Below are 15972 nucleotides of genomic sequence, written 5' to 3'. Positions count from 1 at the left end.
ACCGCCCGAACCGCCCGACCCCCTGAAGTGCCCGACCGTCCGAGCGCCTGAACCGCGCCCCAACCCGGTAAAGGAACCCTCATGATCACTCTCAACGGCAAACGTGCCATCGTCACCGGCGGAGCCACCGGTATCGGCCGGGCCACCGCTCATGTCCTCGCCGAACTGGGCGCCCGCGTCGTCATCGCCGACATCGACACGGACGGCGGCGAGCAGACCGCCAAGGACACCGGCGGCGTCTTCGTCCGCTGCGACGTCTCGCGACGCGAGGACTGCGAGTCCGTGGCCGCCGCCGCGCGGGAGTACTTCGGCGACGCCGACGTGCTGTTCAACAACGCCGGCATCATCCGCCGCTCCACCGTCTGCGAGATCACCGAGGACGACTGGGACCTGGTGATGGCCGTGAACGTCCGCTCCATCATGCTGATGAGCCGCCTGGTGATACCGGGCATGGCCGCGCAGGGCGGCGGCTCGATCATCAACACCGGCTCCGGATGGGGCATTTCGGGCGGCCGACGCGCCGTCTCGTACTGCGCCTCCAAGAGCGCCGTCGTCAATATGACCCGCGCCATGGCCATCGACCACGGTCCCGACAACATCCGCGTCAACTGCGTGTGCCCCGGCGACACGGCCACCGGCATGCTCGCCGAGGAGGCCCGGCAGCTCGGCGAGAGTTCCGACGCGTTCTACGCCGACGCCGCCGACCGGCCCCTCGGCCGGATCGGGCAGCCGAGGGACATCGCACAGACCGTGGCCTTCCTCGCGTCCGACGCGTCGTCGTTCACGAGCGGGGCGATCATCCCGGTCGACGGAGCCGGTACCGCGTGACTCGCCGGTAACGGATAATCGACCGGACGGAAGAGGAGGGCTCCCCCACATGCCAATCGAGAACCGCCCGCTGCGCGAACAGGTCAAGGAGGAACTGATCAAGCGCCTCGGGCGCGGCACCATCGCGACCAACGAGCCGATCAACGAGGGACAGCTCGCCACCGAACTCGGAGTCAGCCGCACTCCGCTGCGCGAGGCACTGATCACGCTTGAGCGCGAGGGCGTCATCACCAGCGACCGTGGCAAGGGCTTCCGGTTCACGCCGCTGAGCGCGCAGGAGTTCCGCGATCTGACCGCGATCGTGGCGGCGCTGGAGGCACTGGCCCTGGAGTCCAGCGATCCGGAGCGGCTGCGGGCGACGGCTCCCCGTCTCCTCGAGGAGGCACGGGCCTTCTCCGCGCCGCAGGCGCCGCACGACGTCATAGAGCGTTACGACGACGCGTGGCACGACCTGCTCCTGTCGGGCTGCACCAACGACCGGCTGATGAAGCTGATCACCTCGATGAAGGTGACGATGCACCGCTACGAGCGGGTGGCCCTCGGCGACACGGACACCCTGGAGCGCTCCGCCGTGGAGCATGAGCGGATCGCGGAGTGCCTACAGCGCGGCGACATCGACGCGGCCGTGGCGGCGCTCAAGGAGAACTGGAACAGCGGGATGCACCGGATCCTGGAGCACTTCAAGGACTGAGAGCTACCCCGGGGGCGGCCCGTCGTCAGCCTGTGCGGTCCCCTCCCGGCCGGTGCTGGCCGAGTCTCGGCCAGCACCGTTTGCTAATACTGCGCGGGGCGCAAGCGGATCGCGGTGCCGCCGCCCGCGACGAGTCGCAGTGTGAGCACCGTGGACGATCGCACCGTTGTGGTCCGGACATCGATCGGCAGCGGGTTGTCGTGGTCGTCGAGGACCCGGACGACCAGGTCCAGCCGTATCCCACTCGCCGACTGCACGGTCCGCACCACGCACTCCCTGGCATGGTTGCGGACGAGCGCGTCCGGACCCCACACCGGACGCCACGACTCCTCGATCGTCCTGCGCTTGAAGGATTCCACCACCAGCCCACTGGTGAGCGACGGCCGCCCGCCCAGGTCGAGCCGGAGCCCGGAGGGCCCGACCAGCACCCGGCCATCACGCACGACCTGATACCGAAGACCCCCGCTCGCCGTCAGAACGGTCACCCGCAACCGGCCATTCGGCGAGTGGACCGTGACGTGCCCGGACGCCTCGGCGAATGAGGCGGCGCCGGCGGGGGCGCTGAACACCCCGGTGAGTGCGGCGCCGGCGGTGGCGCCAAGAACCGTACGACGGCCTGGCTTGCTGACCACTTCACCCTCCATCAAGGCTGACCGGGTCGTGCACAACAGACGGGATACGTCCTGTCGGATGCGGGGGCTTGTTCCATGGTGCGGGGTGCGATGACGACAGTGCCGTCGTCACCCTTCCCCGAGCCACCGCCGCGAACCGGATGTGCGTGCCTCGGGTGTCCGGCTCCGCGCCCCGCCAGTGCCAGCACGATCCGAACGGGACGTGCGCACTCCTCAGGCCGGCAGCGAGGCAGGCATGACCATGCGTGCGCGGTCGTTCAGGTCGCGGGCAGCATGATTCTTCAGATGCGGTTTGATCAGTTGCAGCATGCTCTGCATGTTCTGCATCCGCTGATCAGCCCTCCCTGATTGGACCAGCGGGTAATCGTCGAGTGCGCTGTGCCAGGTAGCGCATGCTGCTTCCAGATGCCCTACTGCGATTTTCGCCTCCACGGTACCCGGGCGTGGCTCGGCAATCCCATCAAAGCGGCAAGCGAATGGGAGGCCCAGGAGTGGACTGCCCTGGCCCCCGGCCGACAACGCGGCGAGGTGCCGTGCCAGGCGTCGCGGGCCCGCGAAGATCCGCCGGACAGGGCCTAGCGCCGGCGCGGCCAGCGGCGTGGTTCGGGGCGTCTGCCCGGTGGCTGGGCGGGTTCGGGCAGGGCGGTCGGTGGCTCGACGGGGCGGGTCTGGGGTGTGCCCTTGGACAGGGTGATGACCTCGCCGCCGTGGCTGATCCGGAGCGGCTCGCCGTCCCGCAAGGTGTAGGTGACCTGCGAGCCCGTGATGTCGACCCGCAGACAGCGCTGCCGGATCAGCACGGAGAACGCCAGCCGGTTGAGGCTTTCGGGAAGCCTGGGCGCGAAGTACAGGACGTCCCCGTGGTCGCGCATACCGCCGAAGCCGGCGACCAGCCCTACCCAGGTGCCTGCCAGGGAGGCGATGTGCAGGCCGTCGCGGGTGTTCTTCTCCAGATCCGCGAGGTCCATCAGCGCGGCCTCGCCCAGGTAGTCGAAGGCGAGCCGCACATGGCCCACTTCGGCGGCCATCACACACTGGACACAGGCCGACAGCGAGGAGTCCCGGACGGTCAGCGGCTCGTAGTAGGCGAAGTTGCGCGCCTTCTGGTCGGCTTCGAAGGCATCGCCGCACAGATACATCGCCAGTACCAGGTCCGCCTGTTTGACCACCTGCTTCCGGTACAAGTCGAAGTACGGGAAGTGCAGCATCAGCGGGTACAGCTCGGGCGGCGTGTTCTTGAAATCCCATACGTCGAGGGCGGTGTAGCCCGCCGACTGCTCGTGCAGGCCCAGCGCACTCACATACGGCACGGACATCGCCTTGGCCGCGTCACGCCATCCGGCGGTCTCCTCCTTGTCGACACCGAGCGCCGCGGCCCGCTCCGTATGGCGCTCGGCCACATCGGCGGCGGCCAGCAGATTCGCCCGGGCCATGAGGTTGGTGTAGGCGTTGTCGTGTCCGAGCGCGCTGTACTCGTCGGGGCCGGTGACACCATCGATGTGAAAGCGGCCCCCGGAGTCGTGATGGCCGAGGGAACGCCATAGCCGGGCCGTCTCCACCAGCAGTTCCACACCGGTGCGCCGTTCGAAGTCGGTGTCGCCGCTGGCCCAGATGTAGCGCACGACGGCGGCGGCGATATCCGCGTTGATATGGAAGGCCGCGGTTCCGGCCGGCCAGTACCCGGAGCATTCCGCACCGTCGATCGTGCGCCACGGGAAGACCGCACCCCGCAGTCCTAGCTGCTGGGCACGCACCCGCGCCGCGGGCAGGGTGTTCTGCCGCCAGTGCAGGGCCTCGGCGACGCAGTTCGGCGAGGCGTAGGTGAGCAGTGGCAGAACGAATGTCTCGGTGTCCCAGAAGGCGTGTCCGTCGTATCCGGAGCCGGTCAGGCCCTTGGCCGGGATCGACCGCTGTTCGGCCCGGCTGCCCGCCTGAAGCACATGGAAGAGGGCGAAGCGGACGGCCTGCTGGATTTCCGCGTCGCCGTCGACCTCGATATCGGCATGGCGCCAGAAGCCGTCGAGATACTCGCGCTGCTGGTCGACCAGGCCCTGCCAGCCGGTGTCGCGCGCACCGGTGAGCGCGGCCTCGACCTGGTCCCGGATGGCCGGCAGCGAGCGGATCCCGGACCAGCCGTAGGAGACGAACTTCTCGATGCGCAGCGTCTCGCCGGGGTCCAGGACCGCGGTGACGGTGAAGCGGCTCACGTCATTCGCGCTCTCGCTGGAACTGCGGGTGGAGCCGGGGCCCCGCACCACATGGTCGGCCGCGGCCCCGATCCGCTGATCGCTCGCCGCCGTGTGGTGCACCAGGCGCAACCGCGTATCGACCGCGGCGTGCTCCTCGGGCCGAAGGCACGACTTCAGGGCTGCGGCGACCCGGGGATCGCCGCTGAGCGCGGGCAGTTGCTCATTGGCGACCAGCTCCGACTGGACGACCACGTTCGTCCGGGCGTCCACCGGCTCCACTTCGTAGGCGACCGCGGCGATGGCGCGCTGGGTGAAGGAGACCAGCCGGGTGGAGCGCACCCGTACCGTCCTGCCGACCGGCGATGTCCACTCGCAGACGCGGTGGAGCAGGCCGGTGCGCAGATCGAGCACGCGCTCATGCGAACGCAACCGCCCGTAGCGCAAGTCGAACGGTTCGTCGTCGACCAGCAGCCGGATGAGCTTGCCGTTGGTCACGTTGATCACGGTCTGGCCGGACTCGGGGAACCCGTAGCCGCCTTCCGCGTACGGCAGCGGATGCTGCTCGTGCACACCGTTGAGATAGCTGCCGGGGAGGGCGTGCGGCTCGCCCTCGTCGAGGTTGCCGCGCCAGCCGACATGCCCGTTGGACACGGAGAACACGGATTCACTCTGCGCGAGGACGTCCAGGTTGAGCTCGGTCTCGCGCAGACACCACGGCTCGACGGCGTAGGCATGGTGGCTGATCACTTTCGACCCTCCAACAGCTCAGCTCGTAGAGGTCCGACGCCACGACGCTCAATTTGTCCGGGAGGCCCAACTTCGCCGTATTCACGATTCTACCGGCGACATCACTGGCGTCCACCGGCGACATCCGCCGCGTCCACCGGCGACCTCACCCGCGCGCGGCGGCAGGCTCGCCTATGCCACCGAGTTCATCCCTGCTCCGGTCGACACACTGGGCGAGGCAACGCGTATGGGACAGCCCGAAAATTCCGTACAGCAGCACACTCAGCCCCAGCAGTGCCGGTACGAGCCAGAATCCGGCGCGCGGCTGCTCCCCGTAGAGCGTCACACCGAGAAAGAAGCTCACCGTGGCATCGCCGAGCGTCAAGGCGGGCTGCGAGCCGATCAGCGGGCCCCCTTGCATGGCGACCCCCAGCAGGAACAGGGAAAACGCGCCGACGGCCGCGAAGCTGTACGTCTGCCACGCGGCGAAGAAGGCGACCGCGCCCTGATCGGTGAGAATGTTCATGGCCGACTTGACCAGCGCCGCGGTGACGGCGTTTCCGATGGCCGCCGCTGCCGCGAGGAAGGCCGCTCGCATCAGACCGGTGGGGCGCCGCAGACCGGCCAGAACGAGGGTGGCGCCGATCCCTCCGGTGACCGCGAGCCCCGGCACCCACCAGATCCCGGGCACCTGGTCGCGCCCTCCGGTGGGGGCCAGCGAGAAGAGCACCAGCGCCAGCCCACCGACGATGCAGGCCACGCAGATCCATGCCTTGCGCGACACACCGACACGGAAGACCAGCCCTCCGATCACCAGAGCCAGCGGAAGTTCGAGAATGAAGATGGGCTGGACGGTGGCGAGCGATCCGGTGGCCAGCGCGAGGGCCTGAAAAAGGGCGGCGAAGACGACGCCGAGCATCCCGCCGAACCAGACCGGAGTGTGCAGCAGGTCGCGGATCAGCCCGAGGCGCAATGATCGTGACGCGGGAACAGTGAGCGCGGCGCGGCGCTGCAACACCGTCCCGAGCGCATTGCTGCCGGCCGCGAGCAGGGCGAACACGACGGACAGCACGATCGTCGTCGTCACCATGGGCACCACTCCCGGGCTCGCGTCCTTCTCTCCTGGTTCTCCTGATGCGCTCCCCGGGCCCTTCCGCCAGGCTACACAGCTCGGGCGCGGCGATGGCCTCCGCCGATCGCGGGCGGAGGCCATCGGAAGCCGGTACGGGCGGTGCCGCGGCTTCCCGTCCTCATGCGTCGGCCGGCACCGCCCCGATGCCGTGGAGCCGCCGGTGGTCGGCGAGGGCCGGGAGCGAGGTGAGTACCGGGGGAGCGGGGGACTCGACTTCCAGGTCGGAGACGTAGTCGAGGAGGACGCCCTCGCGCAGGCCCCAGGGGCAGGTGGTGAGCCGTTCCACCGCCATGACCTCCATGGCGGCCTCCGCGACGATCGCACCGGCGAGGGACTGATGCGCCCTGGAGGCGGAGATGCCGCGCAGCCTCGCCCGCTGCTCGTCCGTTTTGGCCGCGAGTTGGGGCACCCAGGGCCCCAGGTCCTTGCGGCTGAGACTGTGGAGCGCGGGCAGGCCATTGCGGGGGTGTGGCTTTCCGGCGAGGCGGGCCAGTTGTGTGAAGGTCCGGGAGGTGGCGACGCAGGAGAGGGGCGCCGGCTGGGCGCGCAGTTCGGCCGTGCACTGGCCGAGCACGGAGCGTACATGCCGGCGCAGCGCACTGACGTCCCGCTTCTTCACCGGTGTGGCATCGGGCAGATGGTGGCGGGTGAGCCGGTCGGCGCCCAGGGGCAGGGAGACGGCGAAGTCGGGGTATCTGCCGCTGCCACAGGCGATTTCCAGCGAGCCACCGCCGATGTCGAGGAGCAGGATCCGCCCCGCCGACCAGCCGAGCCAGCCGCGCGCCGCCCTGAACGTCAGCCGTGCCTCCTCCTCGCCGGTCATGAACCCCACGCGGATCCCGGTGGCGGCCTCGATCTCGCCGAGCACGGCGTCCCGGTTGGTCGCGTCCCGCACCGCCGAGGTGACGAAGGGGATCAGCCGGTCGACATGGTGGGCGAGCGCGGCCGCGGCACTCGCCGTGACGGCGCGGACCAGGGACCGGATCGTGTCAGGCCGGATCACCCCCTGGCGATCGGTCGCCTCGGCCACGCGGACCGGCTGTTTCCACGATGCCACCGGCTCCGGGGGCCTGTCCGGACCCAGGTCGGCGATCATGAGGTGGACCGTACGGGATCCGATGTCGATCACTCCACAGCGCATATGCCCTGAGTGCCCCACTCACCACAGGTTCAGACCTCCGTTGATCGCACTTCACCTGGAGAACACCTGGACAGGGGGTGCGCGGGGCTCGGGCGGGGGCGGCGACGACTTTGCGGCGACGACCTTGCGGCGACGGCTGTCTGCCGGGACGGCGGGGCGGGGGCCGGGGAGAGCTGTTACGGGGTGGTGGGCTCGTTTACGCTGTCGCTCGCTCGAGCGGTGAGAGACGGGGTGACGGGGAGCATGTCCCGATCGGAGCATGGTCGACCGGCGATACCGCCTGTTGACGCGGGGGGACGACCGGGGTGGCCGGCAGCTCCGCCACCCAACAGCCCACTGGGGCATGCCGATCCTGCCCAGGCCGGTCCGTACCGGCTGGAGGCGATATTGGGCGCGGGCGGGATGGGCCGCGGCTGCCTGGGGCGTACGCCGGCCGGCAGCGCGGTTGCGGTCAAGGTCGTACACCGCGAATACGCGGGCGACGCGACGTTCCGTAAGCGCTTCGAGCCGGAGGTGGCGGCGGCCCGGCGGGTCCAGGGGCTGTACACCGTGCCGGGCTGTTGCTGTGGAACGTGGCCACCCGCAAACCACGCGCCATCCTGCTGACCGGCGCGAAGGGGCCGGAGAGCACGGTCCGGGACGTGGCCTTCAGCCCGGACGGCCGCCTCGTCGCGGGCAACGACACCAAGCACCACAAGGTGTACCTGTGGAAGAACCCCGAATAGAGCGCGGTGAGAGTTCGCTGATGCGGGTTGCCCCTGACGCAGGGGCAACCTCGCAGCATGGGCGGCATGACGACGACGCGCCACTTCACAGTCCACCACGACGGCGTCACCATCCCGGTGTCCCGCGGCGGCCGGGGACAGCCACTTGTCCTGTGCCCCGGCCTCAGCTCCACCCAGGCCGATCTGCGCGAGCTGACCGAACTCCTCCGACGCGACCACGACGTGGTGACCTTCGACCTCAGGGGCCATGGCCTCGCCTCGGCCGCCGACCGGTATTCCTTCGACGCGTTCCTGAGCGATCTCTTCGCCACGCTGGCGGAACCAGAACGCCTCGACGTGCCCTCGCCGCCCGTCCTCGTGGGCTACTCGCTGGGCGCGGACCTGGCCGTGCACTACGCGGCCGAGCGTCCTGACGCCGTGGCCGGGCTCGTCCTCATCGACGGGGCGAACCCGCTGCCCGAACCGTTCATCACCGACGCCGACCTGCCGGAGTTCCGCGCCATGGCGGAGGATCCGGCGACCCGGCGGGAGATCGAGCAGGCCATGGGCACGGCCCGGCAGGTGCTGCTCACCGCCCGGGAGGTCCTCGACCTCCAGCTCGAGATGGATGTGGTGCGGTCCGGAATCCTCGACCGGTACCGAAAGATCGACTGCCCCATCCATATGATCATGTCGACGTCGATCGCCGGTGACAGCACGGAAGGGCGTGCGCCGCGGCACAACCGGCTCTGGCGCGCCGGTATCGATCGCCTCGTCCGCGAGCGCCCGCATATCTCCACGTCCTGGCTCGACGCCGACCACCGGCTGGTCTTCACCCACACCCCCGAGATCGCGGAGATCATCCGAGGCGCACACCCTCGTCCGACAGGCTGACTTCGCGAGCGACTCCGAGGAGACTGGGACCGATGCTGACCATCGGCGAGCTGGCGTCGTACGCCGGAGTGACGGTGCGCGCGGTGCGGCACTACCACGCCAAGGGGCTGCTGCCGGAGCCGGAGCGGGACCACTCCGGCTATCGGAGGTACGGCGCCGACGCCGTCGTCGATCTGATCAGGATCCGGATCCTCGCCGAGGCCGGGGTACCGCTGGCGCGCGTACGGGACTTGCTAGGGGCCGACGAGGAGGAGTTCGCCACGGCGGTCGCGGACATCGACAAGCGGCTACGGGCGGAGATCCGGGAGCGGCAGCGGCACCGCGAGCGCGTCGCCCGCCTCACCTCCGGGGACAGCCTGGCGCTGCCCCCGGAGGTGGTCGAGTTCCTCGACCGGCTGCGGGCCCTCGGGGTCGACGAGCGGATCGTCCAGGTCGAACGCGACGGCTGGATCCCGCTGGCCGCGCACGCACCCGAGCGGGTCCCGGAGTGGATGGCACGCAAGCGGGAGCAGATCGCCGACCCGCGGTTCATCGCCTTCTATCTCACCCTGGGCCAGGCACTCGACCGCACGGACGACGACCCACGGCTGGTCGAACTGGCCGACCAACTGGCCGCCTACCTCACGCAGATGGCCGAGGAACGGGGCGAGGACTACATCGACGACGCCGACATCGCGCCACCGCTCGCCAAGGTGATGGACACCCTCGCCTTCGACACCATGCCATCGGCCCGTCGGCTGAACGAGCTGCTGAAGCAGCGGGGCTGGACCGGCTGGACCAAGCTCGAGCGCGTGGCCGCGACCCGCGACCGCGGTCAGGCAGCAAGCGGCCCGCCACGAATATCCGGTGGCGGGCTCGGCCGCCGATGATGAGGATCGCGGGATGCATGTGTTTCTGGAGACCGAACGGCTTGTGCTGCGCCCGCTCGCCGAGGCCGACGCCGACCACCTCTTCGCGCTGGACAACGACCCCGACGTCATGCGCTTCCTCACCGGCGGCAAGCCGACGAGCCGCGAGACGCTCCACGCCCGGATCCTGCCGCGTCTTCTCCACGACCATCCGTGCTTCGGCACCCGCGGCTACTGGGCCGCCGAGGAGAAGGCCACCGGCACCTTCCTGGGCTGGTTCGAGTTCCGCCCCCTGGACGACCACAGCCCCGCCGTGGTGGAACTCGGCTACCGGCTGAACAAGGCCGCCTGGGGCAAGGGTTACGCCTCGGAAGGAGCGCGGGCCCTGATCGACAAGGGCTTCACGGACCTCGGGGTGGAGCGGGTCACCGCGGACACCATGGCGGTGAACACCCGCTCGCGACGGGTGATGGAGAAGGCGGGCCTGTCGTTCCTCCGGAACTTCACCGGGGACTGGCCGGACGCGATCGAGGGATCCGAGCACGGCGAAGTGGAGTACGAACTCACCCGGGCCGCCTGGGAGCAACGCCGATAGCCGCACCCGCGGTCGGCCGATCGGCGCGTGGGCCGGATCAGCCGTGCGTGGTGGCCGGTGGGCCGACGACGGTGGTGAGCTGGAGTTTGGTCTCGTCCTCACTGCCCGGCGCGGCGGTCATGATGACAATCTTGAGCTCCGTGTCGCCGTCGGTCAGGACATCGCAGTCCACCGTGACCGGGCCCACCGACGGGTGATCGACCCTCTTGTGGACCTCGCGGTTCGCGGTCACCTCTCCCGTCGCCCACAGCTCGGCGAACCTCTCGTTGCCTGCGTTCAGGTCGCGGACCAGCGCGGCCAGGCGGCTGTCCCGGGGGAAGCGGCCGGTGGCGCGGCGCAGATCGGAGACGAGGGCGGCGTCGGCGGTGTCGGGGTCCGTCTCGGTGACCGGCCACAGCGCGAGGGGGGTGTGATCGACGTCCACCGGGAACCTGTCGCGGGCGAAGTTGCGCATCCGCGGCGGCGCGGCCAAGGGGTCTCCCAGCAGGGCGGCCCACCCGTGGTTCCACCACACCAGTTGCCAGTCCGCCGCGAACACGGCCACCGGTACGTCTCCGAGGCGGACGAGTACCCGTTGCATACCGGGCGGGAGATGGTCGCAGATCGTGCCGTCCGCCGGCGGCACGATCCGGGCCAGCCGGTAGAGATGGTCCCGCTCGGCGGTGGACAGTTGGAGAGCGCGCGCCAGGGACGCCACCACCGACGCCGAGGGTGTCGTGGCCCGCCCCTGCTCCAGGCGCACGACGTAGTCGACCGACACTCCGGCCAGGTCGGCCAGTTCCTCGCGGCGCAGCCCGACAGCCCGGCGCTTGCGGACGACCGGCAGCCCAGCGGCTGACGGGGGCAGCCGGTTCCGCCACGTGCGGATCATCGCGCCCAGTCCAGCTCCGGGGGGTGTCGTCGTCATGCTCTCCATCCTCCCGCGTCCCCGATCACATGCGGGGGCGCGAGGGTGGTACTGGTCTTCCCACCGTCGAAGCGCCCCTGGTCCGGCTCCCTCGTCAAGGCAACTATCGAAGGCATGACGATCACTTTCATCACCGGAGCCAACAAGGGCATCGGCCGCGAGACCGCCCGCCGCCTCATCGCGTGCGGTCACACCGTTCTCCTGGGGGCCCGCGACCGTGAGCGGGGTGAGGAGGCAGCCGCCGCGCTGGGCGCACGCTTCGTCCCCGTCGACGTGACCGACGACGCGTCCGTGGCCGCCGCCGCCGCGGACGTCGCCGAGCACGAGGGCAGGATCGATGTCCTGATCAACAACGCGGGGGTCCAGGGTCCCTTCGGTGATCCCGGCGACCTCACCGCCGCCGACGCCCGCGCCGTCCTCGACGTCAACGTCATCGGCGTGGTCCGCACCACCACCGCGTTCCTGCCGCTGCTGCGCCGTTCGGACGACCCCGTGATCATCAACGTCAGCAGCGGCATGGGCTCCCTCGCCTTCACCCACGACCCCGGCCGGTCCGAGTCGCACGTCGTCGTGCCGCTGTACGCCTCCTCGAAGGCGGCGCTGACGATGTTGACCACGCAGTACGCCAAGGGGCTCACGGGCATCCGGGTCAACGCCGCCGACCCCGGCTACACCGCGACCGACATAAACGGTCACAGCGGCTCCCAGACCGTCACCGAGGGCACGGACGCGATCGTCGCCCTCGCCACCGAGGGGCCCGGCGCCGGCACCGGACGCTTCATCGACCGCCACGGCGAGATCGCCTGGTCCTGAAACAGCCATAACCGTGTGCCCGACCGCCGGGTGGCGACGGAATTCGTTGTGGATGCCCCCGTCCACGGGTCATATCCGCAGTGCCGAGCGGCTGGTGCTTACGTGTTTAATCACCGAGGCTGGCGGGTCATTACCTCATCACACTCAGGGAGTGAGCATGGGCTTTGACCTGGCCCGCCGTCGTTTTCTGTCGGCCGCGGGGGCAGCGGGTGTCGCGGGTGCCCTCGGACTGGGCGGCTCCGACGCGTTCGCGGCCTCCGGCCGTGGCTCGTCCGGACCCCGCGGCTCGTCGGGATCCCGCCGTTCGGCCGCGACGATCATCCACGGTGGGCGGGTGCTGACCGGTCTGCCGCATGTGCCGCAGCAGGAGGCCATCGCCGTGGGGAGGGACGGGAAGATCCTGGCGGTCGGCCCGGCGGCCCTGGTGCGGCGGCTGGCCGGGAGGGACACGGACTTCGTCGACGCGCGCGGTGGCACCGTCATGGCGGGGATCATCGATGCGCACGCACACTGCCTGGACGCCGGGTCGCGCTCCCTGAACCCCTCGCTCGGCGATGAGACGTACACCGTTGCCAAGCTCCAGGCGAAGCTCACCGAGTTCCTGAACGCGAGCAAGGACCAGGAGCCGGACGGCTGGCTGGTGGTGGAGGACTGGAACCCGGTCGGCCTGCCCGCCGGGACCGAGACCCACCACCGCATCCTGGACGCGCTGCCGACCCACCGGCCGATCGTGCTCAGGGGCTCGGACGCCCACAACACCTGGATCAACAAGCGCGCCCTGGAGCTGGCGAAGATCACGTCGAGTACCCCGGACCCGGCCGGTGGCCGCATCGTCCACGACTCGGCCGGAGCGCCGTCCGGACTGCTGAAGGACACCGCGCAGGACATCGTCGAGGCGGTGATTCCGCCGCCGGACAAGGACAAGCTGCTCGCCGCCGAGGCGAAGGCCCTCCGCCACGCGGCGTCCAGCGGCATCACCACGTACATGGACGCGGCCACCGAGGCCGAAGGACTCGGCACCTATGCGGGCCTGGCCGACTCGGGCCGGCTGCTCCAGCGGGTCATCCCGGCGCTGCGCCTGGACCTCGACCTCATCCGCGACCCGAAGGCCGCGCTGGCCTACGTCGAGGAGCAGCGCAAGAAGTACGCGGAGGTGCCGGGCCTGTGCTTCGGGACCGCGAAGGTCTTCCTCGACGGAGTGATCGAGTACCCCGCGCAGTCCGCCGCGCTGCTGGAGCCGTACCTCGACGGCCACGGCAAGCCCACCGACAACCGCGGCGATCTGTACGTCAGCTCCACCGAGTACGGGCGCCTGTCGGCCGTACTGGACCGGGCCGGCTGGCAGATGCACGCGCACGCCATCGGTGACCGCGCGGTGCGCACCGCGCTGGACGGCTACGAGGCGGCGATACGGGCCAACGGCCGCCGTGGCAACCGGCACACCATCGCCCATCTCCAGTTGGTACACCCGGACGACTTCCGGCGCTTCGCGCCGCTGGGCGTGGTCGCCTGCATGCAGTTGCAGTGGGCGATTCGCGATGTGTGGACGGTGGATTCCCTCCTGCCCTACATCGGCCCGGAGCGCCACCGGCTGATGTATCCGGCGCGCAGCCTGGAGCGGCACGGCGCGGCGCTGTCCGGGGGATCGGACTGGCCGGTGGACCCGCTCGACTCCTTCAACCAGATCCGCACCGCCATCGACCGGAAGGGCGACGACGGGGCGCTGTACCCGGAGCGGGAGAGCATCAGCCGGACCACCAGCCTGCGCATGCACACGGCGGGCTCGGCCCATCAGCTCCGTATCGACGGCGAGACCGGTGTGCTCACCCCGGGCCGGGCCGCCGATGTGATCGTGCTGGACCGGGATGTGACCCGGGTGCCGGTCAAGGACATCACCGGTACGAAGGTGCGGCTGACACTGGCGGGCGGCAGGCGGATCTGGGACGCGGATCAGCCGGACGCGCGGACCTCCGCCACCTCGTTCGGGGCCCGGCCCGCCTCCCTCGCCTCCGTGCACGGCCGCCATGCCGCCTGCGGCTGCCAGGGCTGACGGCCTGGCCACCTGACCACCCGCCGTACCCGCCCTGGCCACGCCGCGCCTCATGGCCGACGGTGAAGTGTTCGTCCTCGCTCGGGCTCTCGAGCTCGTCGAGGACGGCCACGGCGGGTGCGCGGCGGAAGCTGTCCCGCGACGATCGCGGCCGGTGAGAGCGCGAAGCCCACGAGTTGGACCGGGCCGAGTGTCTGGCCGAGCAGGACGGCGCCGGGAACGGCGGCGACCAGCGGCGAGAGCAGGGCGAGAACCACGACCGAGGAGACGGGCAGGGCGGCGACGCCCTGGACCCACAGGGCGTAGGTGATGCCCTGGAACCACAGGGTGTAGGTGATCAGGCCGCCGACCAGCCCCAGCCACAGGCAGCCGAGGGCGGCGGCCGGGTCGATCGCGGGCGGCGATCCCTCGACGAGGAAGGCGAGCGGCAGCAGAAACAGCCCTCCCGCGGTGAGTTGCCAGCCCGCGAACAGTGGGTGGCCGTGTCGTCGGCTTCGAAGTGACCAGCGCGGACTTCATCGCCCGGCTCGTCCGGCCGGGCTTCGGCGTGGCCATGCTGCCCGCCGCCTACGTGCCCCATCTCGCCGGTGTCGTCACCATCGAGGTGGCCGACGCCCCGGCCCGCGTCGAGTACGTCATCTGGAGCCGCTTCGGCCGCACCCCGGCGGCGACCGCCTCCTCGCCGCGCTCGACATCCCGGCAGCGGATGGCTGACCCGCGTGGCGCGGCGCATCCGTCATGACGCGTCCCGGCGGGACCGGCGCATCGAGGAGGACCGGACCTCCAGACGGGTCTCGATCACCACGGGCGGCGGTGTGTGCGGCGGGTTCTCCACCAGGCTCACCAGTGCGTCGACGGCCGCCGCACCGGCCTGCTCCGGGGCCAGCGACACCGTGGACACGGGCGGGTCGGTGCGCCCGTAGGCCGGGTCCTCGCTGCTGCACACCACCATCAGGTCGTCCGGCACCGCGAGACCGCACCGCGCGGCCGCCGCCAGGACCTGGCGGCCACAGGGGTCGTACAGGGCGAACACCGCGTCCGGCCTGCCGACCCGCCCGCCGTCCCCGGTCAGCAGGGCGTCCAGCAGCGGTTCCTCGGAACCGTCCTCGGCGAACGGGACCACACACGGCCGCACACCGGTGCCCGAGCACCACCGCCGGTAGGCCGTCACGCTCGCGCGGGTGTAGTACTCCTGGGTGGGCCCGGCGATCAGTGCGATCCGCTCCGCGCCCTGTCCGGCCAGATGTTCCAGGACACGGCGGGTCATGGCCTCGTGGTCGGTGTCGACCCAGGTCTCCCGCGCCCGCAGCTCGCCGGGACGGCCGTCGAACACCAACGGCAGGCCGCGAGCGCGCAGCAGCCGCACCACGGGGTCGCTGGGCGGACTGTCCACCAGCACCACCCCGGCGGCCGGCAGGGTGCGCCACATGTGCTCGGCGGGCCCCGAGGGCATCGCCATCAGCGCGTAGCCATGGCGATGGGCGGCGATGGTGGCCGCGCTGATGGCCTGGGCGAAGTACGGCACGCTCGCGAAGTCCCACGCACTCTCACCATGAGCGGTCACCGCGAGCCCCAGGGTGCGCCCGCCGCCGCCCGCCGGGCCGTAGCCGAGCGCACCGGCCACCGCCTTCACCCGGGCCCGCGTCGGCTCCGAGACCCGGCCCGTGCCGTTGAGCACGTTGGACACCGTCGCGGTCGACACCTCCGCCGCCCGTGCCACATCCGCGATCGTCACCTTGGACACGCCCGGCAGAATACGCTCCCGCGCCACCCCCGACCGACCCCGGCGCAAGGGGACCGCCGACCTGCGGGTGGGTGCGGC

At 70.6% G+C, this 15972-nt stretch carries 14 protein-coding genes and 3 pseudogenes; 10 read left to right on the top strand and 7 right to left on the bottom strand.

Annotation, left to right across the window (positions count from 1 at the left end; all coding sequences use genetic code 11):
• Positions 1 to 81 precede the first annotated feature (81 nt).
• The gene (locus KN815_RS00165) at positions 82 to 828 is read left to right on the top strand and encodes an SDR family NAD(P)-dependent oxidoreductase (RefSeq protein WP_216338907.1); all 747 of its coding nucleotides are present in this window, start codon (positions 82 to 84) and stop codon (positions 826 to 828) included.
• Positions 829 to 877: 49 nt separating this feature from the next.
• Entirely contained in the window at positions 878 to 1519 is a 642-nt protein-coding gene (locus KN815_RS00160) for a GntR family transcriptional regulator (RefSeq protein WP_216338905.1), read from the top strand.
• Between the two features lie 83 nt (positions 1520 to 1602).
• On the opposite strand, the gene KN815_RS00155 is transcribed toward KN815_RS00160, so the two are convergent.
• From KN815_RS00155 to KN815_RS00140, 4 genes are all read right to left on the bottom strand, one after another.
• Complete coding sequence (locus KN815_RS00155; RefSeq protein WP_216338903.1) at positions 1603 to 2151, bottom strand: glycoside hydrolase family 97 N-terminal domain-containing protein; 549 nt, start codon at positions 2149 to 2151, stop codon at positions 1603 to 1605.
• Between the two features lie 575 nt (positions 2152 to 2726).
• A complete protein-coding gene (locus tag KN815_RS00150; protein WP_216338901.1) occupies positions 2727 to 5087 on the bottom strand; it encodes a glycoside hydrolase family 65 protein in 2361 nt (786 codons plus the stop codon).
• Between the two features lie 145 nt (positions 5088 to 5232).
• A complete protein-coding gene (locus tag KN815_RS00145; RefSeq protein ID WP_216338899.1) occupies positions 5233 to 6156 on the bottom strand; it encodes a DMT family transporter in 924 nt (307 codons plus the stop codon).
• 160 nt (positions 6157 to 6316) lie between these two features.
• Entirely contained in the window at positions 6317 to 7339 is a 1023-nt protein-coding gene (locus tag KN815_RS00140) for a Ppx/GppA family phosphatase (protein WP_216338897.1), read from the bottom strand.
• Between the two features lie 243 nt (positions 7340 to 7582).
• On the opposite strand from KN815_RS00140, the pseudogene KN815_RS49825 reads away from it, so the two are divergent.
• From KN815_RS49825 to KN815_RS00120, 5 genes and pseudogenes are all read left to right on the top strand, one after another.
• Positions 7583 to 7894: pseudogene (locus KN815_RS49825) on the top strand (protein kinase); the annotation flags it as partial.
• Positions 7895 to 7911: 17 nt separating this feature from the next.
• A complete protein-coding gene (locus KN815_RS00135; RefSeq protein ID WP_216338895.1) occupies positions 7912 to 8064 on the top strand; it encodes a hypothetical protein in 153 nt (50 codons plus the stop codon).
• 57 nt (positions 8065 to 8121) lie between these two features.
• Entirely contained in the window at positions 8122 to 8937 is an 816-nt protein-coding gene (locus KN815_RS00130) for an alpha/beta fold hydrolase (RefSeq protein WP_216338893.1), read from the top strand.
• Positions 8938 to 8969: 32 nt separating this feature from the next.
• Complete coding sequence (locus KN815_RS00125; RefSeq protein WP_216338891.1) at positions 8970 to 9806, top strand: MerR family transcriptional regulator; 837 nt, start codon at positions 8970 to 8972, stop codon at positions 9804 to 9806.
• Between the two features lie 13 nt (positions 9807 to 9819).
• Entirely contained in the window at positions 9820 to 10380 is a 561-nt protein-coding gene (locus KN815_RS00120) for a GNAT family N-acetyltransferase (RefSeq protein WP_216338889.1), read from the top strand.
• 37 nt (positions 10381 to 10417) lie between these two features.
• Here the strand turns inward: KN815_RS00120 and KN815_RS00115 are convergent, their stop codons facing one another.
• Positions 10418 to 11296 (bottom strand): helix-turn-helix transcriptional regulator, encoded by an 879-nt coding sequence (locus KN815_RS00115; RefSeq protein WP_216338887.1) that lies wholly within the window; start codon positions 11294 to 11296, stop codon positions 10418 to 10420.
• A 105-nt stretch (positions 11297 to 11401) separates the two neighbouring features.
• On the opposite strand from KN815_RS00115, the gene KN815_RS00110 reads away from it, so the two are divergent.
• Together KN815_RS00110 and KN815_RS00105 are read left to right on the top strand one after the other, a co-directional pair.
• Positions 11402 to 12100 (top strand): SDR family NAD(P)-dependent oxidoreductase, encoded by a 699-nt coding sequence (locus KN815_RS00110; RefSeq protein WP_216338885.1) that lies wholly within the window; start codon positions 11402 to 11404, stop codon positions 12098 to 12100.
• 157 nt (positions 12101 to 12257) lie between these two features.
• Positions 12258 to 14150 carry an amidohydrolase gene (locus KN815_RS00105; protein WP_216338883.1) on the top strand — a complete coding sequence of 631 codons (1893 nt, stop codon included), beginning with the start codon at positions 12258 to 12260 and terminating at the stop codon, positions 14148 to 14150.
• A gap of 50 nt (positions 14151 to 14200) precedes the next feature.
• On the opposite strand, the pseudogene KN815_RS00100 reads toward KN815_RS00105, so the two are convergent.
• Positions 14201 to 14659, bottom strand: a pseudogene (locus KN815_RS00100) (EamA family transporter); the annotation flags it as partial.
• Here KN815_RS00100 and KN815_RS00095 point away from each other — a divergent pair.
• Positions 14632 to 14864: pseudogene (locus tag KN815_RS00095) on the top strand (LysR substrate-binding domain-containing protein); the annotation flags it as partial. The pseudogenes KN815_RS00100 and KN815_RS00095 sit on opposite strands and share 28 nt — an antisense overlap.
• A 22-nt stretch (positions 14865 to 14886) precedes the next feature.
• On the opposite strand, the gene KN815_RS00090 reads toward KN815_RS00095, so the two are convergent.
• Positions 14887 to 15894, bottom strand: a complete 1008-nt coding sequence (locus KN815_RS00090) for a LacI family DNA-binding transcriptional regulator (protein ID WP_253208639.1) — start codon at positions 15892 to 15894, stop codon at positions 14887 to 14889.
• Positions 15895 to 15972 lie beyond the last annotated feature (78 nt).

Source organism: Streptomyces niphimycinicus (assembly GCF_018883605.1).
In the GTDB taxonomy this organism is placed as follows: Bacteria; Actinomycetota; Actinomycetes; order Streptomycetales; family Streptomycetaceae; genus Streptomyces; species Streptomyces niphimycinicus.
This window is presented reverse-complemented; position numbering and strand designations above follow the sequence as displayed.